The organism is Mixta mediterraneensis, assembly GCF_030283135.1.
Classification (GTDB): Bacteria; Pseudomonadota; Gammaproteobacteria; order Enterobacterales; family Enterobacteriaceae; genus Pantoea; species Pantoea mediterraneensis.
This window is the reverse complement of sequence record NZ_JASUAZ010000055.1, coordinates 1-20344: the sequence shown is the minus strand read 5'-3', so window position 1 is coordinate 20344 and position 20344 is coordinate 1. Positions and strand designations below refer to the sequence as shown.

Sequence of the window (20344 nt, the reverse complement as noted above, 5' to 3'; positions counted from 1 at the left end):
GTGAAGTCACGGCACCGGCCGCAGACCGCACGGTTTTTATTCCCCCGCCGCAGGCGGCTTCGATGAGGCGCGTAGCAACATCCTCATCCCTTTGTCCACATCCGGGGTGCATATCCGCCCCGGAACCCTGTGGATAAAGCTGGCCCTGCCGCGCGCCGGCAGGGATACAGCATCGTGCTCTTTTTTTAATCAGTCACGCCCTCAGGTGCTTCTGTATCACGGCAGCGCGCCGGTAGAGTTCAACTAGGTCGCTGTCAATCCCCTCAATCAGCAGGCCCGCCATGCGCTGTTCCCGGCTGGCGCCGTGCCAGAGGTGGCGCGCAATCATGTCGCGCAGGCGCAGGTGAAACTCATACAGCGATTCTTCCAGGTCAGCGACGTCGGCCGCCAGGTTGTCGGTCTCAGGGTGCATAGTGTGATCGTTCATCGTCATTTCTCCGGTTATCAGGCCGCGCGGGCGTCGCGGTGGGCATACAGGCGGCGCAGGCCGGCGGCGTGGTACTGCTCCATCAGCTCGATACCGATCCAGCGGCGGCCGCACGCCTGGGCGGCCACGCAGGTCGAGCCGGAACCAGCAAACGGATCCAGGACAATCGCGCCGGGCTGCGTGAACGTCTCGATCAGCGGGCGCAGCGCGCTGACCGGCTTTTCGGTCGGGTGATAGCGGTTGCCGGTGTACTCCCACGGCATCACATCGGGCAGTGGCTTCGCTGGCAGAGCCGGGCGCCCTTTGGCCAGCACGTAGGCGCTTTCATGCTGGTAGCCTACGAACGCGGACTTTGAGGCGTAGGGTTTGGTGAACACGATATGGCCCACCACGCGGAACCCCGCCGCCTTCCAGGCCTGCATAAAAATGTCTATCCGGTTCCAGCCGTAAAAGCTCACCGCCAGGCTGTTGTCTTTGAGCACCCGGAACATTTCGTTGCTCGCAGGCTGAACCCACTCGCTGTTAACGTCGTTGGCAATTGACCGGCCGGAGCGGTCCTTAAAGCCGACGAGGTACGGCGGATCGGTGAGGATGAAATCAATGCTTTTATCCGGAAAGCCGCCCATAACCTGTACGCTGTCGCCGTGCATGAATCGAGACATAGTGATGCTCCTGTGTATGAAGGGGGCACCGGTAGTGGTGCCGTGATCTCCACACAGACGGGCGACCAGCGGAGCAAACAGGGGCGACACCGGAAGCCGCACGCGCCGCCGGAGCGGACTGAATGTCCCGCGTACGGCGGGGAACGGGTGAGGTGGCGACGAAGTTTCCCTTGTTTGCGAGGCCGCCCGGCTACCGTGAGGGCACGGCACTTTACACCCGCCGTTTTCCGGCCGCAGGACGGGAGACGGCATGGAGGCGGAGCGCAGCGACGTCATCATTTTTTTTCGTGAAAGCGCCGCCCCGCCGGGCGGCGGCCCTCCTTCAGTTTTTACTCCCGGAAATCAAGCCAGTGGCAATCGCACCGGTCTCTCACCACAGGTGCCAGAAGCGTACCGGTCACTTTCCACTCATCCAGAAAATGGAGGCCGGAAATGGTCGCCGCCTGCTGCGCATCAAGTTGCACGAGGGACTTCAGCCAGACGTCATTACCGTCAAAGCGCCAGTAACAGCCTTCACTCTCACGAGGTTCGCCCTTCCACCACGTCCGGCCCATAAGCATGCAGCCCGCCTCTGCCAGCTGTTCATCCGGTGACAGGATGAGCATGTGCTCCTCTGAGCATGCGCCCTGCCACTCTGCCTGAAAGGAAACCAGCCAGATGTTCATTCTCTTTCCTCCCGTTTTGCCAGAACCGTGTCAGCGCAGTGGCGCAGGAAGTACCAGCTGAGACTGATATCTGCATCGAGCGTGGCGTCGGCCAGCGCGATCGTGGCCAGCACCTCATCGGATGTAAGCTCAGGTGCCACGTCTTCAAAATCATCTGCTACCCACAGGTGCACCACACAGGGTGTGTCGGGAGCAAAGCGCTGCAGGTGCGTCATCAAATCTGCAATGGTGGTGTATTTACTCATGCTGTTACCGGCGGGACTACGCCCGCCGCCTCAGGTTCAGCCGCCGTAGCTGGCCACGTTGTCAATAATCCAATCCGGGCCGGTCACGTCACGGTAGCCGTCCTCATCTTCCTCTTCGCTCCACTCCAGCGAGTCACAGCGTTCTTCCAGCTGAATGCCGCCAGAGTAGGTTGCCCATCCGCAGTAGTCGCAGCCCGCTTCGGCATACCAGTGTTCAGCGGTGACGCCGTAACGTTCCGTCAGTGCACACAGCACTTCCGGGGAGGGCGGCGACCAGGGTGTATCGAAGTCAGCGTCAAAGGACGTGTCTGCAAAGTACGACAGGTTAAGGTCGTGCGCGTGCGGCCACTTTGTCCCGCAGCGCTCAGCGGTGTCGGTATACCCGTCAGGCACCCCTTCCAGCAGGCGACCGTTGTAGCCGTTGATTTCCGCATCGAGACGCGGCGGAAGCAGCTGCAGCATGTCAAACGGCAGCGTTATGCACGGCGGCTGCTCTTCCCGGCAGAGCCGGTTCCAGACCTCGCTGAGATTCTGGCCACGCAGCGTTATCTGCCAGTCACCTCTCTTCTTTTCCCACAGCGCGGTAATAACGGCCAGCTGGTCTGCAGTGAGCGCCTCCCACGTCATGTTCCGCAGGCCACTGGCCAGCCACATCGCGTGCAGCTGCCCGCAGGTTACGGGCGTCAGTTCGGCGCCCTCACGCAGCTGCACCACCCACGCTGAAAAGGCGAGGTTCCCGGACGTGTTCTGGCCGATCGCAGTCGTCAGCGCCGGGTACGGCGCGTATTCTGTGGGCGTGACCGTCTGCAGCAGACCGGCACACCCGGCCAGAAACAGATGGATCCCCTCTCCCGCTGCGCGCAGATAACCGGGCGCCTCAGCGCTCCCTTCCATCAGCGCCCTGACCTTTGAAACTTCACTTTCCGGGCCTGTGACCCGCAGCCTGTTGGCACACCAGTTCGGCATGTCGACTCCTCCGTTAAGGTTTGCACGGTGCCATCTGCACCGTGCCGCCACGGCAGCCGGGCGGACAGCTGAGCAAACAGGGGCGGATGCGCAAGCCGCACGCGCCGCCGGAGCGGACTGAATGTCCCGCGCACGGCGGGGAACGGGTGAGCAGCCGGCGACAGCTTCCCTTGTTGGCGAAGCCGCCCGGCTAAGGTGAAGGCACGGTGCAGCCTTGTCAGGCGAAGCCCGGCAGTGACCATGGGTGCTCAAACCGGGGTCAGGCGAAGCGATGACGCCGTTAAGCAGCGGAGCGCAGCGACATCCGTCTTGGCATGACGGCCATAAGCGCAGGATAACTTTTTTAAAAAGTGCAGAAACTGCACTTTTTCAGCGTTATGATGAGAGAGAACAATGAGGAGAAATGCACATGACGGGATGGCAGCTGAGGCTGTGGCGTAAAGGTCAGCTGTGGAGCCGTGAACGGGCCGCAGCTGAACTCGGGGTGAGCCTGCGCACCTATCTGATTTATGAGAATGCCGACATCGTTAAGCGATCGGTGGCCATGGCCACGGTCACCCTGTCGCTCATTAACATCATGCCGGCACTGCAGTCCGATCAACTGAGCAAAGAGCTCCTGCTGAAGATGCTGCAGGATATGACCAGCGACGTGGCAGAAAATAAAACTGAACAGCTTTCAGGCAGATGAGCCTGTCAGACTGATTTTCCTGTTCCATCCTGCTTGTAAGATAAATTCACCTCAATAATACTGTATGCATAAACAGTATTATTCGGAGGGAAATTTATTATGCGCCACGCACTCACAGCCGCTACCAGTGCGGCCGCTATTAGCCCGGAGAACGTATCATGAAGCCTGCCGCCTATGCTCAGGGCCTGATGCCGTTCTGGCCACCTCTCAGTGCGCCCCGGGTTCGCGTACCGCTCTTTGCCGAGCCCTGTGCGGCAGGCTTCCCCTCCCCGGCCGCGGATTACGTTGAAAAGGAGCTGGACCTCAACGAGCTCTGCATCCGCCGGCGCGCCTCGACCTTTTTTGTGCGCGCCAGCGGCAGCAGCATGGAAGGCCTCGGGCTTTATGACGGCGACGTCATGGTGGTTGACCGGGCCGAGGAGGCATCGCACGGGGACATCGTGATTGCCGAGGTTGAAGGGGAATTCACCGTCAAGCGACTGCAGCTGCAGCCGCGGCTCGCGCTGCTGCCGATGAATCCGGCCTACGCCGTAATTTACCCGGAGGAGTTGCAGCTGCTCGGCGTGGTCACCTGGTGGTTCAACAGCACGCGCGCGCGCCGGAGGTAAATATGCCCATGTTTGGCCTGGCAGACGTCAACTCTTTCTACGCCAGCTGTGAGGCGCTGTTCCGCCCGGACCTGCGCGGTAAGCCCGTCGTCGTGCTTTCAAATAATGATGGCTGCGTGATCGCGCGCAGCGCCGGTGCCAAAAAGCTCGGCATCAAAATGGGCGCGCCGTGGTTCCAGATCAAAACGCAGGATTTCGCTGAGCGCGTGCATGTCTTCAGCAGTAATTATGCGCTTTATCATAGTCTTAGCATGAGGATAATGACTGCTCTTGAGGAAATGACGCCCCGGGTTGAGCAGTACAGTATTGACGAAATGTTCCTGGATCTGACCGGCATCGATGGCTGCGAGGACTTTGAACACTTTGGCCGGCGCCTGCGCGCGCACGTGCTGGCCACAACCGGGCTGACCGTGGGCGTGGGCATGGGACCGACCAAAACCCTGGCGAAATCCGCGCAGTGGGCCAGCAAGGAGTGGAAACAGTTCCGCGGCGTGCTGGCACTCACGCCAGGCAACCCGAAACGCACCGAAACGCTGCTGGCCAATCAGCCCGTAGAGGAAGTCTGGGGCGTTGGCCGGCGCATCGGCAAAAGACTGAACGTCATGGGGATCAGCAATGCCCTGCAGCTGGCGCGCGCGCACCCTGCCCTCATCCGCAAAGATTTCAACGTGGTGCTGGAGAGGACCGTACGGGAACTGAACGGCGAGTCATGCATTCCGATCGAGGAACTCCCGCCGGCCAAGCAGCAGATTTGCTGCTCCAGGTCCTTCGGCGAGCGCATCACCTCAAAGGTGGCCATGCAGCAGGCGCTCTGCCAGTACGCCACGCGTGCGGCGGAGAAGCTCCGGGGGGAACGACAGTTCTGCCGGCGCATCAGCGTATTTATCCGGACTTCACCCCACGCGGTCAACGAGGTGTTTTACGGCAACACGGCCGGTGAAAAGCTGACGCTGCCCACGCAGGACACGCGCGACATCATTGAGGTGGCCATGCGCAGCCTGGACCGCATCTGGCTGGAAGGTCGCCGGTACATGAAAGCCGGCATTATGCTCGATGACTTTACCCCTAACGGGGTGAGCCAGCTAAGCCTCTTTGACGACGTGCAGCCGCGGGCCAACAGCGCACAGCTGATGAAGGTGCTCGACGGCATCAACCAGTCTGGTTTGGGAAACGTGTGGTTTGCAGGTCAGGGAATAAGTACCGAGTGGAAGATGAAGCGTGAGATGCTTTCACCGGCGTGGACGACCCGCTGGGATGATATTCCAGTTGCACACGTCAGATAAAAAAATCTTTTGAAGTATTTGCATATTCATTTGTATATACAAATACGTAGATTCTTGCATATACGTTCATTAAATGAATAGTCACTTTTTTCGATAAGATATGTATATACATAAGCATATACATACCTGTCACGACAATCACTTATATGGGCACATAACAATTAATGAATGTATATACATAGTTATATACATAGGTATATACACATTAGAATATCACGTGTTTTCAATCAGTAAGTTAGCAAGTTTCTGGAGCATTTTATCATCGTCTAAGTAACAGACGGCGCGTAACACTCTGGAACGGGTAATATTTTTCTGAGGAAGTAATTCCTGCATTTTCTCAACTAACATAGAAAGAGCATCTTCATCGAGACCCGTAAGCCGCAGATTCATCTGTCTGCCCGTTGTAATGTTGCGCTTCTCAGCAACTCGGGTAACCCCTTTGGTTATGCGATCACTTCTTGCCAATTTCGGCCCCCTCAATTTGCTCAAGGAGTTCTTGAGTGAAAGCTTTATAATCCCTGTATGGCCGTTCATTTCTCGCAAAGAACATTACAGGACGATGAACATCGGTCGCCTGTTTAAAAAGCTCGCTCTGACGTATTTCAGTCTTGGCCACAACATATCCAGCTTCTTCAATTAATCCCTCAATTGATTTTTTCATCTTGGAGTGAGATTCGTTTACTTTTGTCTTTACAAGTGTATATACAAAAGGTTCATTTCTTCGCACTTCCTGAACCACTTGGAATAGGTCTTTAATGCCTTTAACTGCACGCTTATCCATGTCGACAGGGATGACAATTTTATCAGTGATCAGCAGGGCGTTTTCAATGCTCAAATCAATAGCAGGACGAAGATCGATGAGGATGAAATCGTAGGAATTTTTTACCTTGTTCAAACCCTCTTCAAGAATGCTTAGTCTATGGCGAAACCTTTCTGCACTTCGGGCTTCAACCGCGAGGGTTATATCAGCAGGGATGATATCTAGGTTAGCAATCGTGTCATCACCGTCCATCGCAGAATAAATGAGTTTATTGATATCAAATTTAGGATCTGCAAATAGGTCCGTGATGGTGTAATCCTCATCACCACGTCCCAAATCATCGCTAAGGTTTCCCTGATGATCTAGATCAATCAGCAGGGTTTTATAGCCTGCCAAAGCTAATGAACAACCAACAGACATGCAGCTGGTAGTTTTGGCCACACCGCCTTTACTGTTAGCGAAAGAGATAATGTAAGGCTTTTTCATAATCACCACCGTGTATATACAAAAGTATATGCATATTAACTTATGGATTATCAGTGTCAATGTATATACATAAGTATATACAAAATTAATACTTAGTATATACCTATGTATATACACAAACCATCTAACTCCCTTTATATACAATACGTTACGAATCAACTCCTTTCAGCAATTTTACAGCCTCGTTTCCCGGCATCTGGAACTGCACCCGGTGACGTGCCGCCACGTCCAGCGCAAACACCCGCGTATAAATCTCCGTCGACTTCGCGCTCTTGTGCCCGAGCAGGCTCTGCAGCGCCTTGAGCGGCGTGCCGGCGTAGAGCATGTGCATGGCGTAGCTGTGCCGGAAGGTGTGCAGGGTCACCGGTATCGAGAACGTTACCCCCTCTGACGTCGCCGCGCGCACCGCCTCGTTCAGCCAGGTGCGCGCGGTGCGGTCGGTGATGTCCCAGAGCCGCACCTTTTCCGCCCGGCCGGTCTTCTCGCTCTTACGCTCCAGCGGAATGCGCAGGGTGGCAATCATCATCTCCAGCTGCGTCACGTAATGCGCGTCGGAGAGCGGCACCAGGCGGTGCGGCACGATACCGGCGGCAAGACGTCCGGCGCGGCGCTCCGCCTTATCCTCGCGCTGCTTGAGCGTGGCCAGCTGCACGAACGGGTACTGCTGGCGCAGCAGAAAGTCTCCCCTTGTGAGCGCCAGCGCCTCGCTGATGCGCGCGCCGGTGTTCCACAGCGTGGTAAACAGCATCTTGCGCCGCAGGTCGGGTATGAAGTGGAGCAGGGCGCTGACCTCCGGCGCCAGCAGGTACTTCGGCAGGTCGTCGCCCAGCGCGGCCATCTGACGCAGCGCCAGCGCCGCCGGATAGTCGATGATTACCGGCAGCTGTGGTGCCTGAAACTGTCCTCCGGCCGGAAGGTTCATCAGAGACATGGTCACAGACTTCCTCCGCGGACCGGTTTATTATTTGTTTGTTTTCTCATCGCGTTCTTAATCTCAATTCGGGCCAGTTCCTGTCTCCGCAGAATGGCCTCGACTGACCGTCGGTGTCTTTCATTCCGCCAGACTTTCCAGAGCACCCATTGTGCTGACCAGGGCATGGCGTCCAGTCTGGTGTCGGGAAAACCAGCCACTTTACGAAGACGGCGTGCAACGATCACAGCTTTGATGCCAAGCCGGGCATACTGATAATGGCGTTCTCTGACGGTTTCGTAATGATGAAAAGAGTTGTCCTTTCCGGCTGAAGCAGCCACGGATCTGTCAGCTTCTTTATGTAATACAGCCAGCTCACGGATGCTGTACATCAGCGGGTGGGGAAGGGCACGCCAGTCCCCTGTTACAACGGTGTAATCGAGGACTGGACTGGAGATCTGAGGGCTTTTATCGCCGGAGGTATAATCGAAATCTTTAGTCACGTCGGCGCAGCCTTCCGCAAACTGCTCCAGCAGAAAGACCAGCTCGGTCCCGATAAAGTACCGCTCCCGGGCAAGCTTTTCCGCTGCTGCATTCCTTTCATTGCGCAGCCTCTCCGCCGCCGCCTTTTCTTCCCTTTCCAGCGCGTTTTTATGGCTGCGGTGGTTCACATACAGCGCCACGCCGCCGGCAAGCACACCGCCAGCCAGCGTCTGTAAAAGCGGGAGCCACGCTGCGGCCCCTTCGGCGACCGATTTGACACTCGCTGCCGCAGAATGCGCATCTGTCATTGACTGACTCCTGAAAGGTTAATCACGGCCTAATGAGAGTTCTTCAGCCAGTTCGGCAAAGCCATCATGCTCGGTCTGAAGGTACTGGCTGTACACCCGGGCATCACGTTCCGTCAGCCCACCGGGATTGCCTTCAAAATACTGATGCAGAACATTAATACAGTGGTCGTAAGTATCCAGATCGTATTCGTGATTGCCGAGCTCTCCGGCGTCACTGAGCTCCTGGCGGAACAGAGCATAATTTCGGCGGAGAATTTCCAGCCCGGTATCCTTCGCAAAATCCGCGTCCCGCTTTTCAGAAGAAGCAATGGCGTTGCGTACTTTCTCAAAGGCATAGCTGAAATCACCCGGGCTCTTCATTGATGCAAACATAACTTGCCTCCAGAGATATAATTACCAGGCTATTAGTTGAAATGATAACATTTAATAAAGTTATCATTTTCTTAGTTACAGTAAGCAGACAAATAACCACCGATTTAAATTACCGCATCACCCTGCGAGCTGGATCCGCTTTCTTCTTGGTTTAGGACTTTTCCGGAAGCGTAGCACGCCAGTTCCGGGGCAGCCAGCGCCGTTTTCCTGCCAGTCCTTTCCTGACGCAACCCGTATGTTGTGCCATCGGCAGCAGGCTGAGCCACTATATGTTGTGGTCAGGCCGGAAATCCGCCCCGCAGGTGCAAAAGATCCGGTTCAGTGTCTTTTCGGATCTGCGCGGCAGGAAACCGGCAAGAGATATGATGATATAATCATTCATTTCAAATCATACTGGATATGATATTTATCATTAATCAAAACATCATATCTGATATGCTGTTTGTCAGATTATAAATAAATCATTCATGGTATGATTTTTGATACATCATTCATTGTTAATTTCAGGAGCGCAGCATGCCCGGTAACGAGCCGACACTGAACCTCACCTACGATCAACTTCTCGAAACAACCAGAACAGTGATTAGCACCTTCAAATCCTCCTGCAGCACTCCCCCGGACGAATTTGGCAGAGGACTTAGCATTGGGGCCATCGATCTTTTTCTTACACTAATCCAGCAAATGCCCGAGACGGAGCGTGATTATTACGATGATCACAGACAGCTTCGCCTGCTGGCCGGCCTGGAGACTGATGCTCAGGAGCCGGCTGCCGATGTCCGCTGAAAAAGCGCGCCGGCCGTCTCCGCTGCAGAGACGGGTGCTGATTGTGCTGGCCGCCCTCGATGCGAAACGTCCGGGACCGGTGGCGACAAGGGATATAGAGCGGGTGCTGGAGCAGGGCGGGGACGCCCCGGTGTACGGGCCGAACCTGCGCGCCTCCTGCCGGCGCATGGAGGCCGCGGGCTGGCTGCACACCCTGCGCGCCCCGAACCTGCAGCTGGCCGTGGAGCTGACGGAGGCCGGCCGGAAGCTGGCCACTCCCATCCTTGCTGAAGAACAGGCCAGCCAGCTGGCCGGACAGCGTGCCACGGAAGTCAGGGTTCTGCCTCTGGTCCCGCCCGGCCAGGCTCATGAGGCTGACGACCGGCCGGTGGAGCTGGATGGTTGCTGGCACCTGGCGTGCCGGGGCGACTACGTTATCCGTCTTGACGGGACCACCTGTCTCCAGCTGTGGAGCATGACCGGACGGGTGACGCGCCTGACGGGCGATCCCCTGCAGGTGGCGCAGTGGCTCCAGGCCTGCCACGATGCGGGGATTGCGGTCCGGATGCAGATCAATGAAAGCGCCACGCCGGAGGAAGGCACGCTGTACGGCACCGCGCCGGCGGACCGGACCGGCACCTGGTACCGCCAGCTGGACGTCACGCTGCAGGCGGCGGGGATCACCGGCCTGAATGAGGAGATCAGACAGGCAGTTATCATGCCCGCCGAGGCGCTCCGCGACCTGCCGGCGCCGGCGCGCCTGCTGCACCTTCTGCGCGAAAGTCCGGAGGCGTTCCCGCTCACGGCTGCCGGCTATGAGGAAGACACGGAAGCCGCGCTGGCCGGCCTGCTGACCCGCGCGGGGTTCACCGGCGACCAGGTTCAGGAGCTGCAGCGGCTCCGCATCCGCTGGCCGCAGATGAGTCAGGAAGAAGCTGACCGGCGCGAGCTGAACAGCCTGCTGGACGAACTGGCACGGCGCCAGCTGTACTGCAACCGCGAACAGCTGACGGAGATTGTGTTTTCGCCGGTACGCAGACCGGGCGAGAGCTGGACTGAACGTCTGCAGTGGCTCCTGATGACGGATGGCTTCGGGTTCTGCAGTCCGCTGTCCCGTGAAGCGGGCGTCACGGCACTGGAGATCCTGGCCGGATACACGGGGCGGGAGGTGGCGGCGCATCTGGCCACGGTGACGGCCTGGAACGACGACAGCGCGGGGACGCAGTCATGAGCACGAACGCTTACCGCATACTCTGGCTGGAGAGTATGAGGTCCGCTATGAAATTCAGAAGTCCGTCATCTGCGTGCTGCGCATCTGGCATACCAGAGAAAATCGCTGAAAATGAACCGGTTGTACCGTACAGATAACTCACTGGTGCAGGAACGCCACAGATATTCAGTTTGATGGCCAGCTTCCCGCTGACGCTCAGCTGGCTGAGCCTGTTTTTTATGTTATTCGATATCCGGTGCCACGCCGGGACAGTCCCCGGTTATTCAGAAAACACCTCTGATGCGCAGCTGAGCCGCCAGGTACAGCCGCCCAGAGAGTCACTGCCCCACCGCTCAGTCACGCACAGGTCATTCTGCACCTTCAGAAACATCACGGGCTTCAGCACGATTTCGTCGGGGATGAGGCCGCCATAGTGCCTTATCAGCAGCTTTCCCTCCGTGTACCCGGAACAGCCCGGGCGCCCGCGGTGAAAGGCCCGGATGCAGTTGTCCGGGTGCGCCCTGAGCACCTGCAGTATCGCTTCACGCTCCATCATTCACTCCTTTGCGTCAGACATCCACTGTAGTCAGTAAATGTCGTTATTCCGGTCAGCTGAAGAGAGCAGCTGCTGTACTGATTTTATCTATGCTTCTGTTAACTGATGCTTTTCTGCCGTCAGCGCATAAAGGCCGGACGGACCGTCACCGGTCATCTGCCATCCACAGCGGTTAAACAGCGTTTCCAGCCCCTTCACGCGCCCGGTCAGGCGCGCCATCAGCGGGCTGACCTGCCAGCCGTTGTCGTCAAACGCCGCGTCCAGGCTGCTCCGGGACACGTAAATGCCGTTGACGTCAGGGTTCAGGGCAGCGGCATGGCGTCCTGCCCACTCCCGGTCGCTGAGCAGCCGGTACGCCCAGTGCATATCCTTCGCGGTTTCCAGGGCATAGGTCAGCCGGAACAGGTCGTTCTGTGCAGACAGCGCGCCGGTGCAGGAGCGCCAGAGGTAGTCCAGCTTGCCGGCAAGCTTTGCGCCCACGCCATACTGCCGCCCCTGTTTCAGCAGCCACTCGATGTCGGGTGCCACCTCACGGGGAAAGCGGCGCTGCTTCAGGGCTGTGGCCAGCCAGCGGGTCAGAAAGAGGTTTTCCTGTGCAGGTGACCGCACATCACCGTTCCGTCTGGCCAGCGCAAGCGCCACCAGGGCGCACCACGCCAGATGGCCCGATTTTTCTGTCAGCGTCACTGCGGACTCTTCTCCTGAGAATTCTGGGTCGTTATTTTAGCGGGACTTCGCGGAGGGTTAAACCCTGACACGCGCAGAACACAGGTGGAGTGCGGGGAAAGATGTACCAGGTCTCCAGAACGGATGCGCTGAAGGGACCCCCATAAGGTCCCTTGCCGAGATTAACGGCCCATTACATAGTTAGTGCAGTCACGCTCATTACGCGCATTGAGACGCCCATAGTCGTAAGCTTTTTGCATCAAATAAACACCTTTTTTACCTCTGTACTTATTCACAATGAGTGAATAAGCATTAGTATCCAGTTCAGCACCTGCGATACAGGCATTAAACAGGTCAAGACCTCTGTTATAGTTGTCATCCTTTGGTTGTGCCTGATACTGCGGGTGTTCGCCTGCGGACTCAGGTAAAGCTTTCCATTTTTTCAGTTGCTCTTCAGCTTTGGCAATGTTTTCTTCACTGCTGCAATATTTATCCTGCTGTTTGTAAACGTCCTCAGGCATCCTGTGAGCATTTTTAACGCTGTACATTATGCTGTCTGAGCGACCGCTGTAAGCGTATTCGCACATCCCGATACCGTAACGGAAGGGTTCTTTTGCCAGAGCGCAAGTGCTGATACTCATAATTACCGTTGCTAAAATTAACTTTTTCATACATCACCTATCAACAACCACCCGAACGCTTATTCCCAGATAGTTACAAATCAGGTCTTCTTCGTTCACTGCCATGTCTGCTTTGCCTGACATAATCCGGTAAAGACGGGCAGGTTTAATCCCGGCACCCCAGGCTACTTCGTCAAACGATTTTTTGTGTTGTGCTATCTGGGGTCTGATGCTTAGTGGAATGAAAACTCACGTTATGCAACGTTTTCTGCTTCTGGCGCCTCTTTTAATGGTCTCAGATGTCCTTTGCTCACAAGTTCTGTCAGCGTGAAGGAATAATGGCCGCGCATACTGATATGTCCGTGGCAAAGCGGGGACAGGCGTGCGATATCTTCATCATTCATTGTTTTACTCTGCGTCCGGAGATGATCCAGGGCAGTCGGCATATAAATAGTGTTCCATAATGCAACGGCGCTGGTAACCAGTCCCAGTGCTCCCAAGTGATCTTCCTGACCGTCGGTTATCGCCTTCTTATTCTCACCTTTCTGGCTCTGGCAACTGCATGGCGGTTTTCTCCCCGGTTAAGTTGAGTCAGAACCAGTCGGCGGTAATTCTCATCATTAATATAATTTAGCAGATACAGCATTTTGTTAATGTGCCTCACTTCAATGATGGCCTGAGTAAGCCCTCATTGAGCAATGAACGGATCAGCACCGAAGCCTATACCTTGCCCGGTTGCAGAGAGCCAGCGATCTGGATCATTTCGTTTCACTAAGTGTCAGTCCCCTCTCATACAAGCCAACTCAACTATATAAAGGCATTGCTCATTTTGGATAGTAGCTCCATCATGTGGCTTTCAATAAAATAAATCAGACATGTGATTATTATCTCATTGTATAAGCCTTTATTTTTAATTTCTGATTTCATCAGGATAAATATTATGAGAAAAAAACATTGACCAGCGTCTACTATATTTATGCAGTGAAATAACATAACCCCCCTGCACTAAAGTTTAGCGTACTATGTCATTGTCAGGTCCATGTGTGGATTAGAACTTTCTTTTTAAGGCTTAGAATTTACTTACCATTGAAGATGAGGGTGTTTGGGCTTTGTCACATTTAACTGTTAGTGGGTTTTCTCTCTGTGTAGAACTTGTCTTAAGCCCCTGTGCCAGAATGGATTTTCGTTTATTTTAGTGATTCATCTTAAAAAAGCGTCTCCCTGTCCGCATGTGCAGACGAGAGGTAGTGAGAGATCTACTACCATGAAAAATTAACAGCTCCAGGGTATACCTGAAATGTGAATGAAAGGAGTTTCCCGAACATGGTGGAAGGCTGAGAACGCCATGTTTTACTTTCCGTAGAGGAACCTTTATAAGGGAATGAGGGCAGGGTGAGATGGCGAACGTTTTTTGAGCAAAGTCGAACGATTTGACGCGCTATTCTCGTTGTGATCTTATGCTCCCTTTTGGAGCCCTGCCTGATGGTATCTGACGCTTTCTTGCTGCACTTTGGTTGCCTGGAGGACCCCCGCCAGACAGCAAAAATTAGTTACACCCTGTTTGATGTCCTGTTCCTGACTGTCTGCGCTGTTATTGCCGGAGCCGAAGGATGGGAAGACATTGAGGACTTTGGCGAAGTCCACATTGAGTGGCTTCAGAAAAAAGGTCTGTTCCCCAACAGGGTTACCCGTTCATGACACCATCGCACGCATTGTTTCCCGACTCAATCCGGTTCAGTTTCAGCAGTGCTTTGTCCGCTGGGTGCAGTCGGTGAATAAGTTCACCGGGGGCGAACTGGTTGCCGTTGATGGCAAGGTGTTGCGGGGGAGTTACGACAGGAAGAGTCGCTGTTCTGCCATTCATATGGTCAGCGCCTTTGCCACGCACAATGGGGTGGTAATGGGCCAGTTAAAAACAGAGGCCAAATCCAATGAAATTACAGCCATCCCGGCGCTGCTAAAGCTACTGGAGCTTAAGGGATGTCTGATATCCATTGACGCACCAGGGTGTCAGACCAGTATCGCTGACACTATTGTCAGGCAAGGCGGCGATTATCTGCTGGCCGTAAAGGGAAACCAGAAGCAGCTCCATAGCGCAGTAAAAGAGGCCATGTGGCCGCTCTGCGCAGCTGAAAAAACCGGCAACGTGGTCGTGGAAAAAGGGCACGGGCGCATCGGGATCAGAGAATATCATGTACTCCCGGCGGATAATCTGGCGGCTCAGTTTCCTGAATGGAAGTGCCTGAAAACACCTGAGGCAGCACGCAGTTATCGGCTGGATAAATCGGGAAAAGAGTCGCTCGAATACCGCTACTAGGGGTTCGATGCTCAACGGAACGGTTTCTCACGTTAAGACTTTTTTGTCTGATAAATCAAAACATTGTGGACAGCGAAAAATGCGCCGAAAACGGTGTGTTTTTAATCGGCAAATGGCATTTAACGGACACTACTGTCCATTAATCGATTTTTCAGACGACCTTTGCCGCCTAACGTGAGTTTTCGTTCGACTGAGCATCAGACCCCTACTATATCAGCTCAGCAGAACTGACCGTGGACCGCTTTGCCGGGGCGGTCAGAGACCACTGGCGTATAGAGAACAGTCTGCACTGGGTGCAGGATGCATCGATGAACGAGGACGCCTGTCTTATCTGCCGTGGAGAGGCAGCGGAAATCCTGTCCTGCATGCGTCACATTACGCTGAATATGCTGCGTGCGGAAAAAACCAGTATCCGCAGGATACGTAAAATAGCGAGTTTGAATAGTGCTTATCTGGAACAGATCCTGGTCGCCGGCTTTAGCCCGTTGGTTGAAAAAGTGAGCATCCGTGCTCTCCCCCTGGGAATGAGGGTGATCGCAATCAGCGAAATGTGCGGCGTTGCGCATCACAACCTTTATACATGATGCTCAGAAGCTTTATGGGCTGCATCACCCCAACGTAGCCCATGTAAGCATCCCCGTAATCCGCGCCATTCACTTTTAGAGATCTTCCGACATACTGATTATGTCACCTGTGGAGATCGCTATGCGTAAGATCCGATTCACCGAGCACCAGATCATCGCCGTTCTGAAGTCTGTTGAAGCCTGGCGCACCGTCAAAGATGTGTGCCGCGAGGCCGCTATTTCCGAAGCCAGTTACTACAACTGGAAGGCGAAATATGGCGGGATGGAAGCCGCTGATATCAAAAAAATAAAAGATCTTGAAGACGAGAACCGTCGTCTGAAGCAGATGTTTGCCGATCTGAGTCTGGAATGCCGGGCGCTGAAGGACGTTATCGAAAAAAAGCTTTAAAACCAGCGATAAAGCGGGAACCTGTCAGCTATCTGGCTGCACAATTTTCCATGAGCATCCGCCAGGCATGCAGGACAGTATCGCTGAGCAGGACGGTGTATTCTTATCAGCCCGATACCCGGCGTGATGAACCGGTGATCCTGGCGCTGACTGAGCTGGCAGAGCGCTATCCGCGATACGGATTTAAGAAGCTTTTTCAGGTGATTCGCAGGCAGGGTAACGCCTGGAATCATAAGCGTGTTCACCGGATTTACTGCCTGCTGAAACTCAATTTTCGCCGTAAGGGGAAAAAACGTCTTCCGGTGCGTAATCCAGCTCCGCTGGCAACGCCGGAAGCACTCAACCAGAGCTGGTCGATTGATTTTATGCACGATGCGCGGACATGTGGCCGACGTTTTCGGACTTTCAACGTCGTGGATGATTTTAACCGTGAAGCGCTGGCCATAGAAATTGACCTGAATATCCCGGCGCAGCGGGTTGTGCGGGTGCTGGACAGGATAGTGGCAAACCGTGGATATCCGCTGAAGATGCGGATGGATAACGGACCGGAGCTGATATCACTGGCTCTGGCGCAGTGGGCCGAAGAGCACGGTGTATTACTGGAATTTATCAAGCCGGGAAAGCCAACGCAGAACGCGTTTATCGAACGTTTTAACCGAACATACCGGACCGAAATACTGGATTTTTACCTGTTCAGAACACTGAATGAAGCACGGGAAATCACGGAGCGCTGGTTGGCAGAATATAACAGCGAGCGGCCTCATGAATCCCTGAATAACCTGACGCCGGAAGAATACCGGCTGATGGCTGATAACCCGGAAATCTCAAAAAGTGCGTGGAACTAAAACGGGTGTGCTTACACCCACACATTCCTGAATATTGCCCAAGCCCCCGTTCTCCCCAATAAAATTTGAGTTTTAGTTTGATAAATGGATAGAGTCAGGATGTGACGAGGTGCTGCTGGAATGGCACGGCCTGACAGCTGATCCCCAAAGACGAACTTTTAAATGGTTAACATTCGGTGTCTGTTTTCAGGAGCCTCCCGTGGCGCTGTGCTTTTGACTTGCGTCAGCCATTGGGGAGCAACATTCCAGCGGTTGCCATTTTTAGTACGAACCGTGACCGTTTTTTGGTTCAGCCGAATTACTATTCCGGTAATAATTTCACCCCAGGCAGTCTGGATACGCACCGAATCACCCGGGCAAAAATCCGCCATACATTGCTTTGTTTGCTGGTGCTGGACCGCGCTGAGGCGGTAAACTATGCGGTCACGGAGCATTATTAACACAGCCTCGGGCATATAATCAATCAGCTCATCAAAGTTGCTCGCCAGCTGTATGCCTTGGTGAAGTTTTTCCTGTTTTTTCATAGTGATTATTAATCCGCTCCAGGCTTTAACGTTATTTCCTCTTGGCCCGGATACCTTGTCTGTACTACTTAAGGTAAGAAAAAAGGTTCGGCGCCCCACCTCACCCCGGTTGCCTGCATTCAGCATTCCATTTCGTCCATCCGGTTATTCATTAACCATGAAGGGTTGCTTCATCTTTGTCGCGAGGTAATTCAGTGACGTAGGCAGAAGTTGTCAAACTGCAGCTTCGCTCTCCCTGAGCCAATTAGGAAAAAAAGACCCTGCCTGCTCAGACGGACAGGGGGCCTTACCAGGCAACACCAGGGAATATATGAATCCTGCTAATTTAATCACAAAACTGCACTAAGGTATAGTCACGTGTAAGAGGTTTCATGTCGTACGTCCGATCACATTGAGTAAACTGATGCCGTCAGCCTGGTGTAGCCGGTTATAGGCTCAATGGTGACAAAAGCCCCCTTTCCCTGCCAGACCCCGTATAGTAGACACTTCCCTGGTGTTGGGTCTCTGACCACCTATCCTGTGCGCAGACGAGCACGGAGAGGTCTTTTTTTAGAGAGCAGACCAGTTGCAGGCGATCTTACACATTTACGCACGAATCCTTACGCCCAGCCGGGTAGATCCTCTAAGCGATGAAGATAACACGGAGTACAAATAAAAAAATTAACAAGATGATAAATAATGTTTTTATGTGAAAAGTGGGACTTTTGAGGGAAATGGGCGCGGCCCCCCAAGCTGCATGAATGTAGCTGTCTTAATCACACCTCAATACCAAAATATAGACTTTCAAAAAAAACCTGACCTGTACGTGATTCTACAGCTGCAGGGCATTTACAATGCTGACAGGGTGGCTGCGATAAAAGTGTAATTTATAGTACTTAAAATCAATCAGTTAACCTTACTTATGCAGAGAAAAAAAAATGTTCACACGACCATGCTTTCTTTCATATAATCATGCTGCACCATGAAATAGTTTTATGTGCTTTGGTTCATTTTCAACCAATCTGCGGGGACATACTATGATTGAGTTTCTGGATGTTGAATATTAAAAATTAACTTCTAAAGAGTTAAGATATCTTCGTTACCTCAGGAAACTAACGTTTAAAAACAGGTTGCACTGGCAAGTCTCTTGTCGGGATGACATGGAGTTTGATGATGTTGAGGGATAGTGTTTTTGATGATTTCTTTGGACGAATAAATTTATCTACGGGTGGTAAATATTTTGAAGCAAGCAGATTGTTAATTGATAAAAATGCATTTATCAACGCAGGGGGTGTAAATGAACCTGTTAGTCGATTATTACTTATTGCAGCGATTAATATTAGCTTGACTAAGGTGACATATGTACTCTTGTCTCACTGAATCACTATTTCATACCAGCTTTCTTGCAAAAAAGCTAAAAAATCACAACTTAACATGGATTGTAAGAAACTCTCGTGAACTCGATTGCGAAGAATTGAATGAAATGCATTCAACACTTAGCAAAAAAAATTTAATAACCAAAAAAGACTTAAATATTATCGAAAAATGTTACCACGGCCTGAGTGAGGCAGAGGAGTATTTAGCTTTAACATATGGAGTACCTGAATTATATCCATTAAAATTGGCTAAATTTGTCACAACAATCGACTTTAATAATGATTTTTTCTCTCATTGCACTAAAGGTGTGAATGCGATTGACAACTCAGGTGCCATTATATTTCTTCGCGTTATTCTTAAAGAAAAATGGATTGATTTTTTTGATCAAAAAATAGTTAATGCTCATCCTGCTGTTTTACCTTACGCAAGAGGAATGTTCGCCATTGAGCAATTTCTCGTTGATCACAATCAGTGTCAATTTGAACAAGCAGCTGGAGCAACGATCCATTATGTCGATATGGGAATTGATACAGGGGCTATCATTGAGACGGCTCAATTAAAAAGGATATGGGATCTTGAATCAATTTGGGCCGTTAAAGGAGAATCTTACCTCTTAGCATTCGAATTAATGAAGTGTTATTTAACGTGTGAAAAAAAATTCACCTTAACCGATTGTAATAAGACAGATAAAACGGTAGCGAGCCCTTTGTATTTTAGTCGTAACTTTTCCGCAGAAGTAAAAAAAACATCCGAGAATAAATTTAGAACCTTAAAATGTAACAATGCTTGATGCCCGGTGACGAGCTCTGGTAGAAGCTGAAAACAGGAGGTTAAAATGCAATGCATACCTGCGCAGGATGCAGATCTGGATAATATATGCAACTTGCTGGTCGCCGAATTTTTTGACGATCCGATATATAAATTTGTATTTAACAGCCGAACAGGTCGGATTGACAGAATGTGGCGTTTTTTTCGTCTCTACGCTGATTTGGCCAGCGAGTATGGTGGCATTTACTTTGTAGAAAACTATGTAGGCGTCCAGGTCTATTTTCGGCCAGAATTTATGGCGATAAGCAATCAACAGCTTGATATCGATAACCGGCTGCGCCATGCATGTGGATCAGACTACGCAACCGTTGCAAAGTGGATGAGGGGGTGCGACAACTTTCATCCCCGAACTCCACCTCATTACTATTTATTTCTCACCGCAGTTGAGCGAACGCATCGCGGCCATGATGGGGCAAAAGTGATGAAAACTTTATTCAGAGAGCTGAGTGCCATACTCGATAAAGAGGTTTTTCCATGCTATTCCGAGTGCACAAGGCGTGGTGGACTCGGAATAGCCAGACCATTTGGTTTTCGATATGCAGGGTCTGCCCGGAGTGTAGAAGGTTTTCCTGAATTTTATCCGATCTGGCGTGAACAACAGAAAAATATTGAATTTTTGTATCACTGGTTTATTAATATATTTAGTTTAGATTTTACTAGATATCTGTATTACATCGCGGTACTTAAGAATATCGTTCTGAAATGATCACACCAAAATGAAATATTATAACAATGTCCAAGAACGATCACAGAATGATGAAATTGAAGCCGACAAATAAATATAAAAAAAAAAGAATGAGAATTTCGTGTTGGCTAATGATACCA

At 52.5% G+C, this 20344-nt stretch carries 22 protein-coding genes and 4 pseudogenes; 11 read left to right on the top strand and 15 right to left on the bottom strand.

Annotation, left to right across the window (positions count from 1 at the left end):
* Window positions 1-193: 193 nt before the first annotated feature.
* From QRY16_RS19745 to QRY16_RS19725, 5 genes are all read right to left on the bottom strand, one after another.
* A complete protein-coding gene (locus QRY16_RS19745; protein WP_289777767.1) occupies window positions 194-427 on the bottom strand; it encodes a YubE family protein in 234 nt (77 codons plus the stop codon).
* 17 nt (window positions 428-444) lie between these two features.
* Entirely contained in the window at window positions 445-1089 is a 645-nt protein-coding gene (locus QRY16_RS19740) for a DNA methyltransferase (protein WP_289777766.1), read from the bottom strand.
* A gap of 329 nt (window positions 1090-1418) precedes the next feature.
* Window positions 1419-1694 carry a hypothetical protein gene (locus QRY16_RS19735; protein WP_289777765.1) on the bottom strand — a complete coding sequence of 92 codons (276 nt, stop codon included), beginning with the start codon at window positions 1692-1694 and terminating at the stop codon, window positions 1419-1421.
* A 56-nt stretch (window positions 1695-1750) separates the two neighbouring features.
* On the bottom strand, window positions 1751-1999 hold the full coding sequence (locus QRY16_RS19730) for a hypothetical protein (protein WP_289777764.1): 249 nt from the start codon (window positions 1997-1999) through the stop codon (window positions 1751-1753).
* 36 nt (window positions 2000-2035) lie between these two features.
* On the bottom strand, window positions 2036-2893 hold the full coding sequence (locus QRY16_RS19725) for a DUF1281 domain-containing protein (protein WP_289777770.1): 858 nt from the start codon (window positions 2891-2893) through the stop codon (window positions 2036-2038).
* Window positions 2894-3374: 481 nt separating this feature from the next.
* Here QRY16_RS19725 and QRY16_RS19720 point away from each other — a divergent pair, with 481 nt between their 5' ends.
* The 3 genes from QRY16_RS19720 (at window position 3375) to umuC (ending at window position 5544) form a co-directional block, all read left to right on the top strand.
* Window positions 3375-3653 (top strand): XRE family transcriptional regulator, encoded by a 279-nt coding sequence (locus QRY16_RS19720; protein WP_289777763.1) that lies wholly within the window; start codon window positions 3375-3377, stop codon window positions 3651-3653.
* 158 nt (window positions 3654-3811) lie between these two features.
* Complete coding sequence (gene umuD / locus QRY16_RS19715) at window positions 3812-4261, top strand: translesion error-prone DNA polymerase V autoproteolytic subunit (protein WP_289777762.1); 450 nt, start codon at window positions 3812-3814, stop codon at window positions 4259-4261.
* An 8-nt stretch (window positions 4262-4269) separates the two neighbouring features.
* Entirely contained in the window at window positions 4270-5544 is a 1275-nt protein-coding gene (umuC, locus tag QRY16_RS19710) for a translesion error-prone DNA polymerase V subunit UmuC (RefSeq protein ID WP_289777769.1), read from the top strand.
* Between the two features lie 213 nt (window positions 5545-5757).
* Here umuC and QRY16_RS19705 read toward each other — a convergent pair whose 3' ends face one another.
* The 5 genes from QRY16_RS19705 to QRY16_RS19685 all read right to left on the bottom strand — a co-directional run bounded on the left by QRY16_RS19705 (window position 5758) and on the right by QRY16_RS19685 (window position 8863).
* Window positions 5758-6009 (bottom strand): hypothetical protein, encoded by a 252-nt coding sequence (locus QRY16_RS19705; RefSeq protein ID WP_289777761.1) that lies wholly within the window; start codon window positions 6007-6009, stop codon window positions 5758-5760.
* The gene (locus tag QRY16_RS19700) at window positions 5996-6790 is read right to left on the bottom strand and encodes a ParA family protein (RefSeq protein ID WP_222987334.1); all 795 of its coding nucleotides are present in this window, start codon (window positions 6788-6790) and stop codon (window positions 5996-5998) included. The genes QRY16_RS19705 and QRY16_RS19700 overlap by 14 nt, the downstream gene beginning before the upstream one ends.
* A gap of 148 nt (window positions 6791-6938) precedes the next feature.
* On the bottom strand, window positions 6939-7721 hold the full coding sequence (locus tag QRY16_RS19695; protein ID WP_419776147.1) for a site-specific integrase: 783 nt from the start codon (window positions 7719-7721) through the stop codon (window positions 6939-6941).
* Between the two features lie 2 nt (window positions 7722-7723).
* Window positions 7724-8491, bottom strand: a complete 768-nt coding sequence (locus tag QRY16_RS19690; RefSeq protein ID WP_289777760.1) for a hypothetical protein — start codon at window positions 8489-8491, stop codon at window positions 7724-7726.
* Between the two features lie 18 nt (window positions 8492-8509).
* Window positions 8510-8863 carry a hypothetical protein gene (locus tag QRY16_RS19685; RefSeq protein ID WP_289777759.1) on the bottom strand — a complete coding sequence of 118 codons (354 nt, stop codon included), beginning with the start codon at window positions 8861-8863 and terminating at the stop codon, window positions 8510-8512.
* A gap of 516 nt (window positions 8864-9379) precedes the next feature.
* On the opposite strand from QRY16_RS19685, the gene QRY16_RS19680 reads away from it, so the two are divergent.
* Both QRY16_RS19680 and QRY16_RS19675 read left to right on the top strand, forming a co-directional pair.
* Window positions 9380-9646 carry a hypothetical protein gene (locus tag QRY16_RS19680; RefSeq protein WP_289777758.1) on the top strand — a complete coding sequence of 89 codons (267 nt, stop codon included), beginning with the start codon at window positions 9380-9382 and terminating at the stop codon, window positions 9644-9646.
* Window positions 9636-10856, top strand: coding sequence for a hypothetical protein (locus QRY16_RS19675; protein ID WP_289777757.1), 1221 nt, complete (start codon window positions 9636-9638; stop codon window positions 10854-10856). The genes QRY16_RS19680 and QRY16_RS19675 overlap by 11 nt, the downstream gene beginning before the upstream one ends.
* 259 nt (window positions 10857-11115) lie before the next feature.
* On the opposite strand, the gene QRY16_RS19670 is transcribed toward QRY16_RS19675, so the two are convergent.
* The 4 genes and pseudogenes from QRY16_RS19670 to QRY16_RS19655 form a co-directional block, all read right to left on the bottom strand.
* Window positions 11116-11391 carry a hypothetical protein gene (locus QRY16_RS19670; protein ID WP_289777756.1) on the bottom strand — a complete coding sequence of 92 codons (276 nt, stop codon included), beginning with the start codon at window positions 11389-11391 and terminating at the stop codon, window positions 11116-11118.
* Window positions 11392-11478: 87 nt separating this feature from the next.
* On the bottom strand, window positions 11479-12078 hold the full coding sequence (locus tag QRY16_RS19665) for a DUF2913 family protein (protein WP_289777755.1): 600 nt from the start codon (window positions 12076-12078) through the stop codon (window positions 11479-11481).
* Window positions 12079-12239: 161 nt separating this feature from the next.
* A complete protein-coding gene (locus QRY16_RS19660) occupies window positions 12240-12728 on the bottom strand; it encodes a hypothetical protein (protein ID WP_289777754.1) in 489 nt (162 codons plus the stop codon).
* 203 nt (window positions 12729-12931) lie between these two features.
* Window positions 12932-13445 (bottom strand): annotated as a pseudogene (locus tag QRY16_RS19655) (Tn3 family transposase); the annotation flags it as partial.
* A 714-nt stretch (window positions 13446-14159) separates the two neighbouring features.
* Between QRY16_RS19655 and QRY16_RS19650 the strand changes: the two are divergent.
* The 3 genes and pseudogenes from QRY16_RS19650 to QRY16_RS19640 form a co-directional block, all read left to right on the top strand.
* A pseudogene (locus QRY16_RS19650) lies at window positions 14160-14991 on the top strand (ISAs1 family transposase); the annotation flags it as partial.
* Window positions 14992-15196: 205 nt separating this feature from the next.
* A pseudogene (locus tag QRY16_RS22280) lies at window positions 15197-15395 on the top strand (ISAs1 family transposase); the annotation flags it as partial.
* Between the two features lie 304 nt (window positions 15396-15699).
* Window positions 15700-16811, top strand: a protein-coding gene (locus QRY16_RS19640; RefSeq protein ID WP_289777753.1) for an IS3 family transposase whose coding sequence is annotated in 2 segments (ribosomal slippage) — window positions 15700-15961 and window positions 15961-16811 — 1113 coding nt in all. Because the reading frame shifts where the segments join, the coding sequence is not laid out codon by codon here.
* Window positions 16812-16969: 158 nt separating this feature from the next.
* Here QRY16_RS19640 and QRY16_RS19635 read toward each other — a convergent pair.
* Window positions 16970-17461 (bottom strand): hypothetical protein, encoded by a 492-nt coding sequence (locus QRY16_RS19635; RefSeq protein ID WP_289777752.1) that lies wholly within the window; start codon window positions 17459-17461, stop codon window positions 16970-16972.
* A gap of 947 nt (window positions 17462-18408) precedes the next feature.
* On the opposite strand from QRY16_RS19635, the pseudogene QRY16_RS22275 reads away from it, so the two are divergent.
* From QRY16_RS22275 to QRY16_RS19625, 3 genes and pseudogenes are all read left to right on the top strand, one after another.
* Window positions 18409-18501, top strand: a pseudogene (locus QRY16_RS22275) (acyl-homoserine-lactone synthase); the annotation flags it as partial.
* Window positions 18502-18674: 173 nt separating this feature from the next.
* Window positions 18675-19481 carry a formyltransferase family protein gene (locus tag QRY16_RS19630; protein WP_289777751.1) on the top strand — a complete coding sequence of 269 codons (807 nt, stop codon included), beginning with the start codon at window positions 18675-18677 and terminating at the stop codon, window positions 19479-19481.
* 45 nt (window positions 19482-19526) lie between these two features.
* Window positions 19527-20225: an N-acetyltransferase gene (locus tag QRY16_RS19625; protein ID WP_289777750.1), complete on the top strand. Its 699-nt coding sequence runs from the start codon at window positions 19527-19529 to the stop codon at window positions 20223-20225.
* Window positions 20226-20344: the final 119 nt, after the last annotated feature.

What these genes read in the sequence shown, in the direction of transcription:
- QRY16_RS19745 (WP_289777767.1), bottom strand. Translation starts at nt 427, where the DNA reads ATGAACGATCACACTATGCACCCTGAGACCGACAACCTGGCGGCCGAC.
- QRY16_RS19740 (WP_289777766.1), bottom strand. Translation starts at nt 1,089, where the DNA reads ATGTCTCGATTCATGCACGGCGACAGCGTACAGGTTATGGGCGGCTTT.
- QRY16_RS19735 (WP_289777765.1), bottom strand. Translation starts at nt 1,694, where the DNA reads ATGCTCATCCTGTCACCGGATGAACAGCTGGCAGAGGCGGGCTGCATG.
- QRY16_RS19730 (WP_289777764.1), bottom strand. Translation starts at nt 1,999, where the DNA reads ATGAGTAAATACACCACCATTGCAGATTTGATGACGCACCTGCAGCGC.
- QRY16_RS19725 (WP_289777770.1), bottom strand. Translation starts at nt 2,893, where the DNA reads ATGGAAGGGAGCGCTGAGGCGCCCGGTTATCTGCGCGCAGCGGGAGAG.
- QRY16_RS19720 (WP_289777763.1), top strand. Translation starts at nt 3,375, where the DNA reads ATGACGGGATGGCAGCTGAGGCTGTGGCGTAAAGGTCAGCTGTGGAGC.
- umuD (WP_289777762.1), top strand. Translation starts at nt 3,812, where the DNA reads ATGAAGCCTGCCGCCTATGCTCAGGGCCTGATGCCGTTCTGGCCACCT.
- umuC (WP_289777769.1), top strand. Translation starts at nt 4,270, where the DNA reads ATGTTTGGCCTGGCAGACGTCAACTCTTTCTACGCCAGCTGTGAGGCG.
- QRY16_RS19700 (WP_222987334.1), bottom strand. Translation starts at nt 6,790, where the DNA reads ATGAAAAAGCCTTACATTATCTCTTTCGCTAACAGTAAAGGCGGTGTG.
- QRY16_RS19695 (WP_419776147.1), bottom strand. Translation starts at nt 7,721, where the DNA reads ATGTCTCTGATGAACCTTCCGGCCGGAGGACAGTTTCAGGCACCACAG.
- QRY16_RS19690 (WP_289777760.1), bottom strand. Translation starts at nt 8,491, where the DNA reads ATGACAGATGCGCATTCTGCGGCAGCGAGTGTCAAATCGGTCGCCGAA.
- QRY16_RS19685 (WP_289777759.1), bottom strand. Translation starts at nt 8,863, where the DNA reads ATGTTTGCATCAATGAAGAGCCCGGGTGATTTCAGCTATGCCTTTGAG.
- QRY16_RS19680 (WP_289777758.1), top strand. Translation starts at nt 9,380, where the DNA reads ATGCCCGGTAACGAGCCGACACTGAACCTCACCTACGATCAACTTCTC.
- QRY16_RS19675 (WP_289777757.1), top strand. Translation starts at nt 9,636, where the DNA reads ATGTCCGCTGAAAAAGCGCGCCGGCCGTCTCCGCTGCAGAGACGGGTG.
- QRY16_RS19670 (WP_289777756.1), bottom strand. Translation starts at nt 11,391, where the DNA reads ATGATGGAGCGTGAAGCGATACTGCAGGTGCTCAGGGCGCACCCGGAC.
- QRY16_RS19660 (WP_289777754.1), bottom strand. Translation starts at nt 12,728, where the DNA reads ATGAAAAAGTTAATTTTAGCAACGGTAATTATGAGTATCAGCACTTGC.
- QRY16_RS19635 (WP_289777752.1), bottom strand. Translation starts at nt 17,461, where the DNA reads ATGCTGAATGCAGGCAACCGGGGTGAGGTGGGGCGCCGAACCTTTTTT.
- QRY16_RS19630 (WP_289777751.1), top strand. Translation starts at nt 18,675, where the DNA reads ATGTACTCTTGTCTCACTGAATCACTATTTCATACCAGCTTTCTTGCA.
- QRY16_RS19625 (WP_289777750.1), top strand. Translation starts at nt 19,527, where the DNA reads ATGCAATGCATACCTGCGCAGGATGCAGATCTGGATAATATATGCAAC.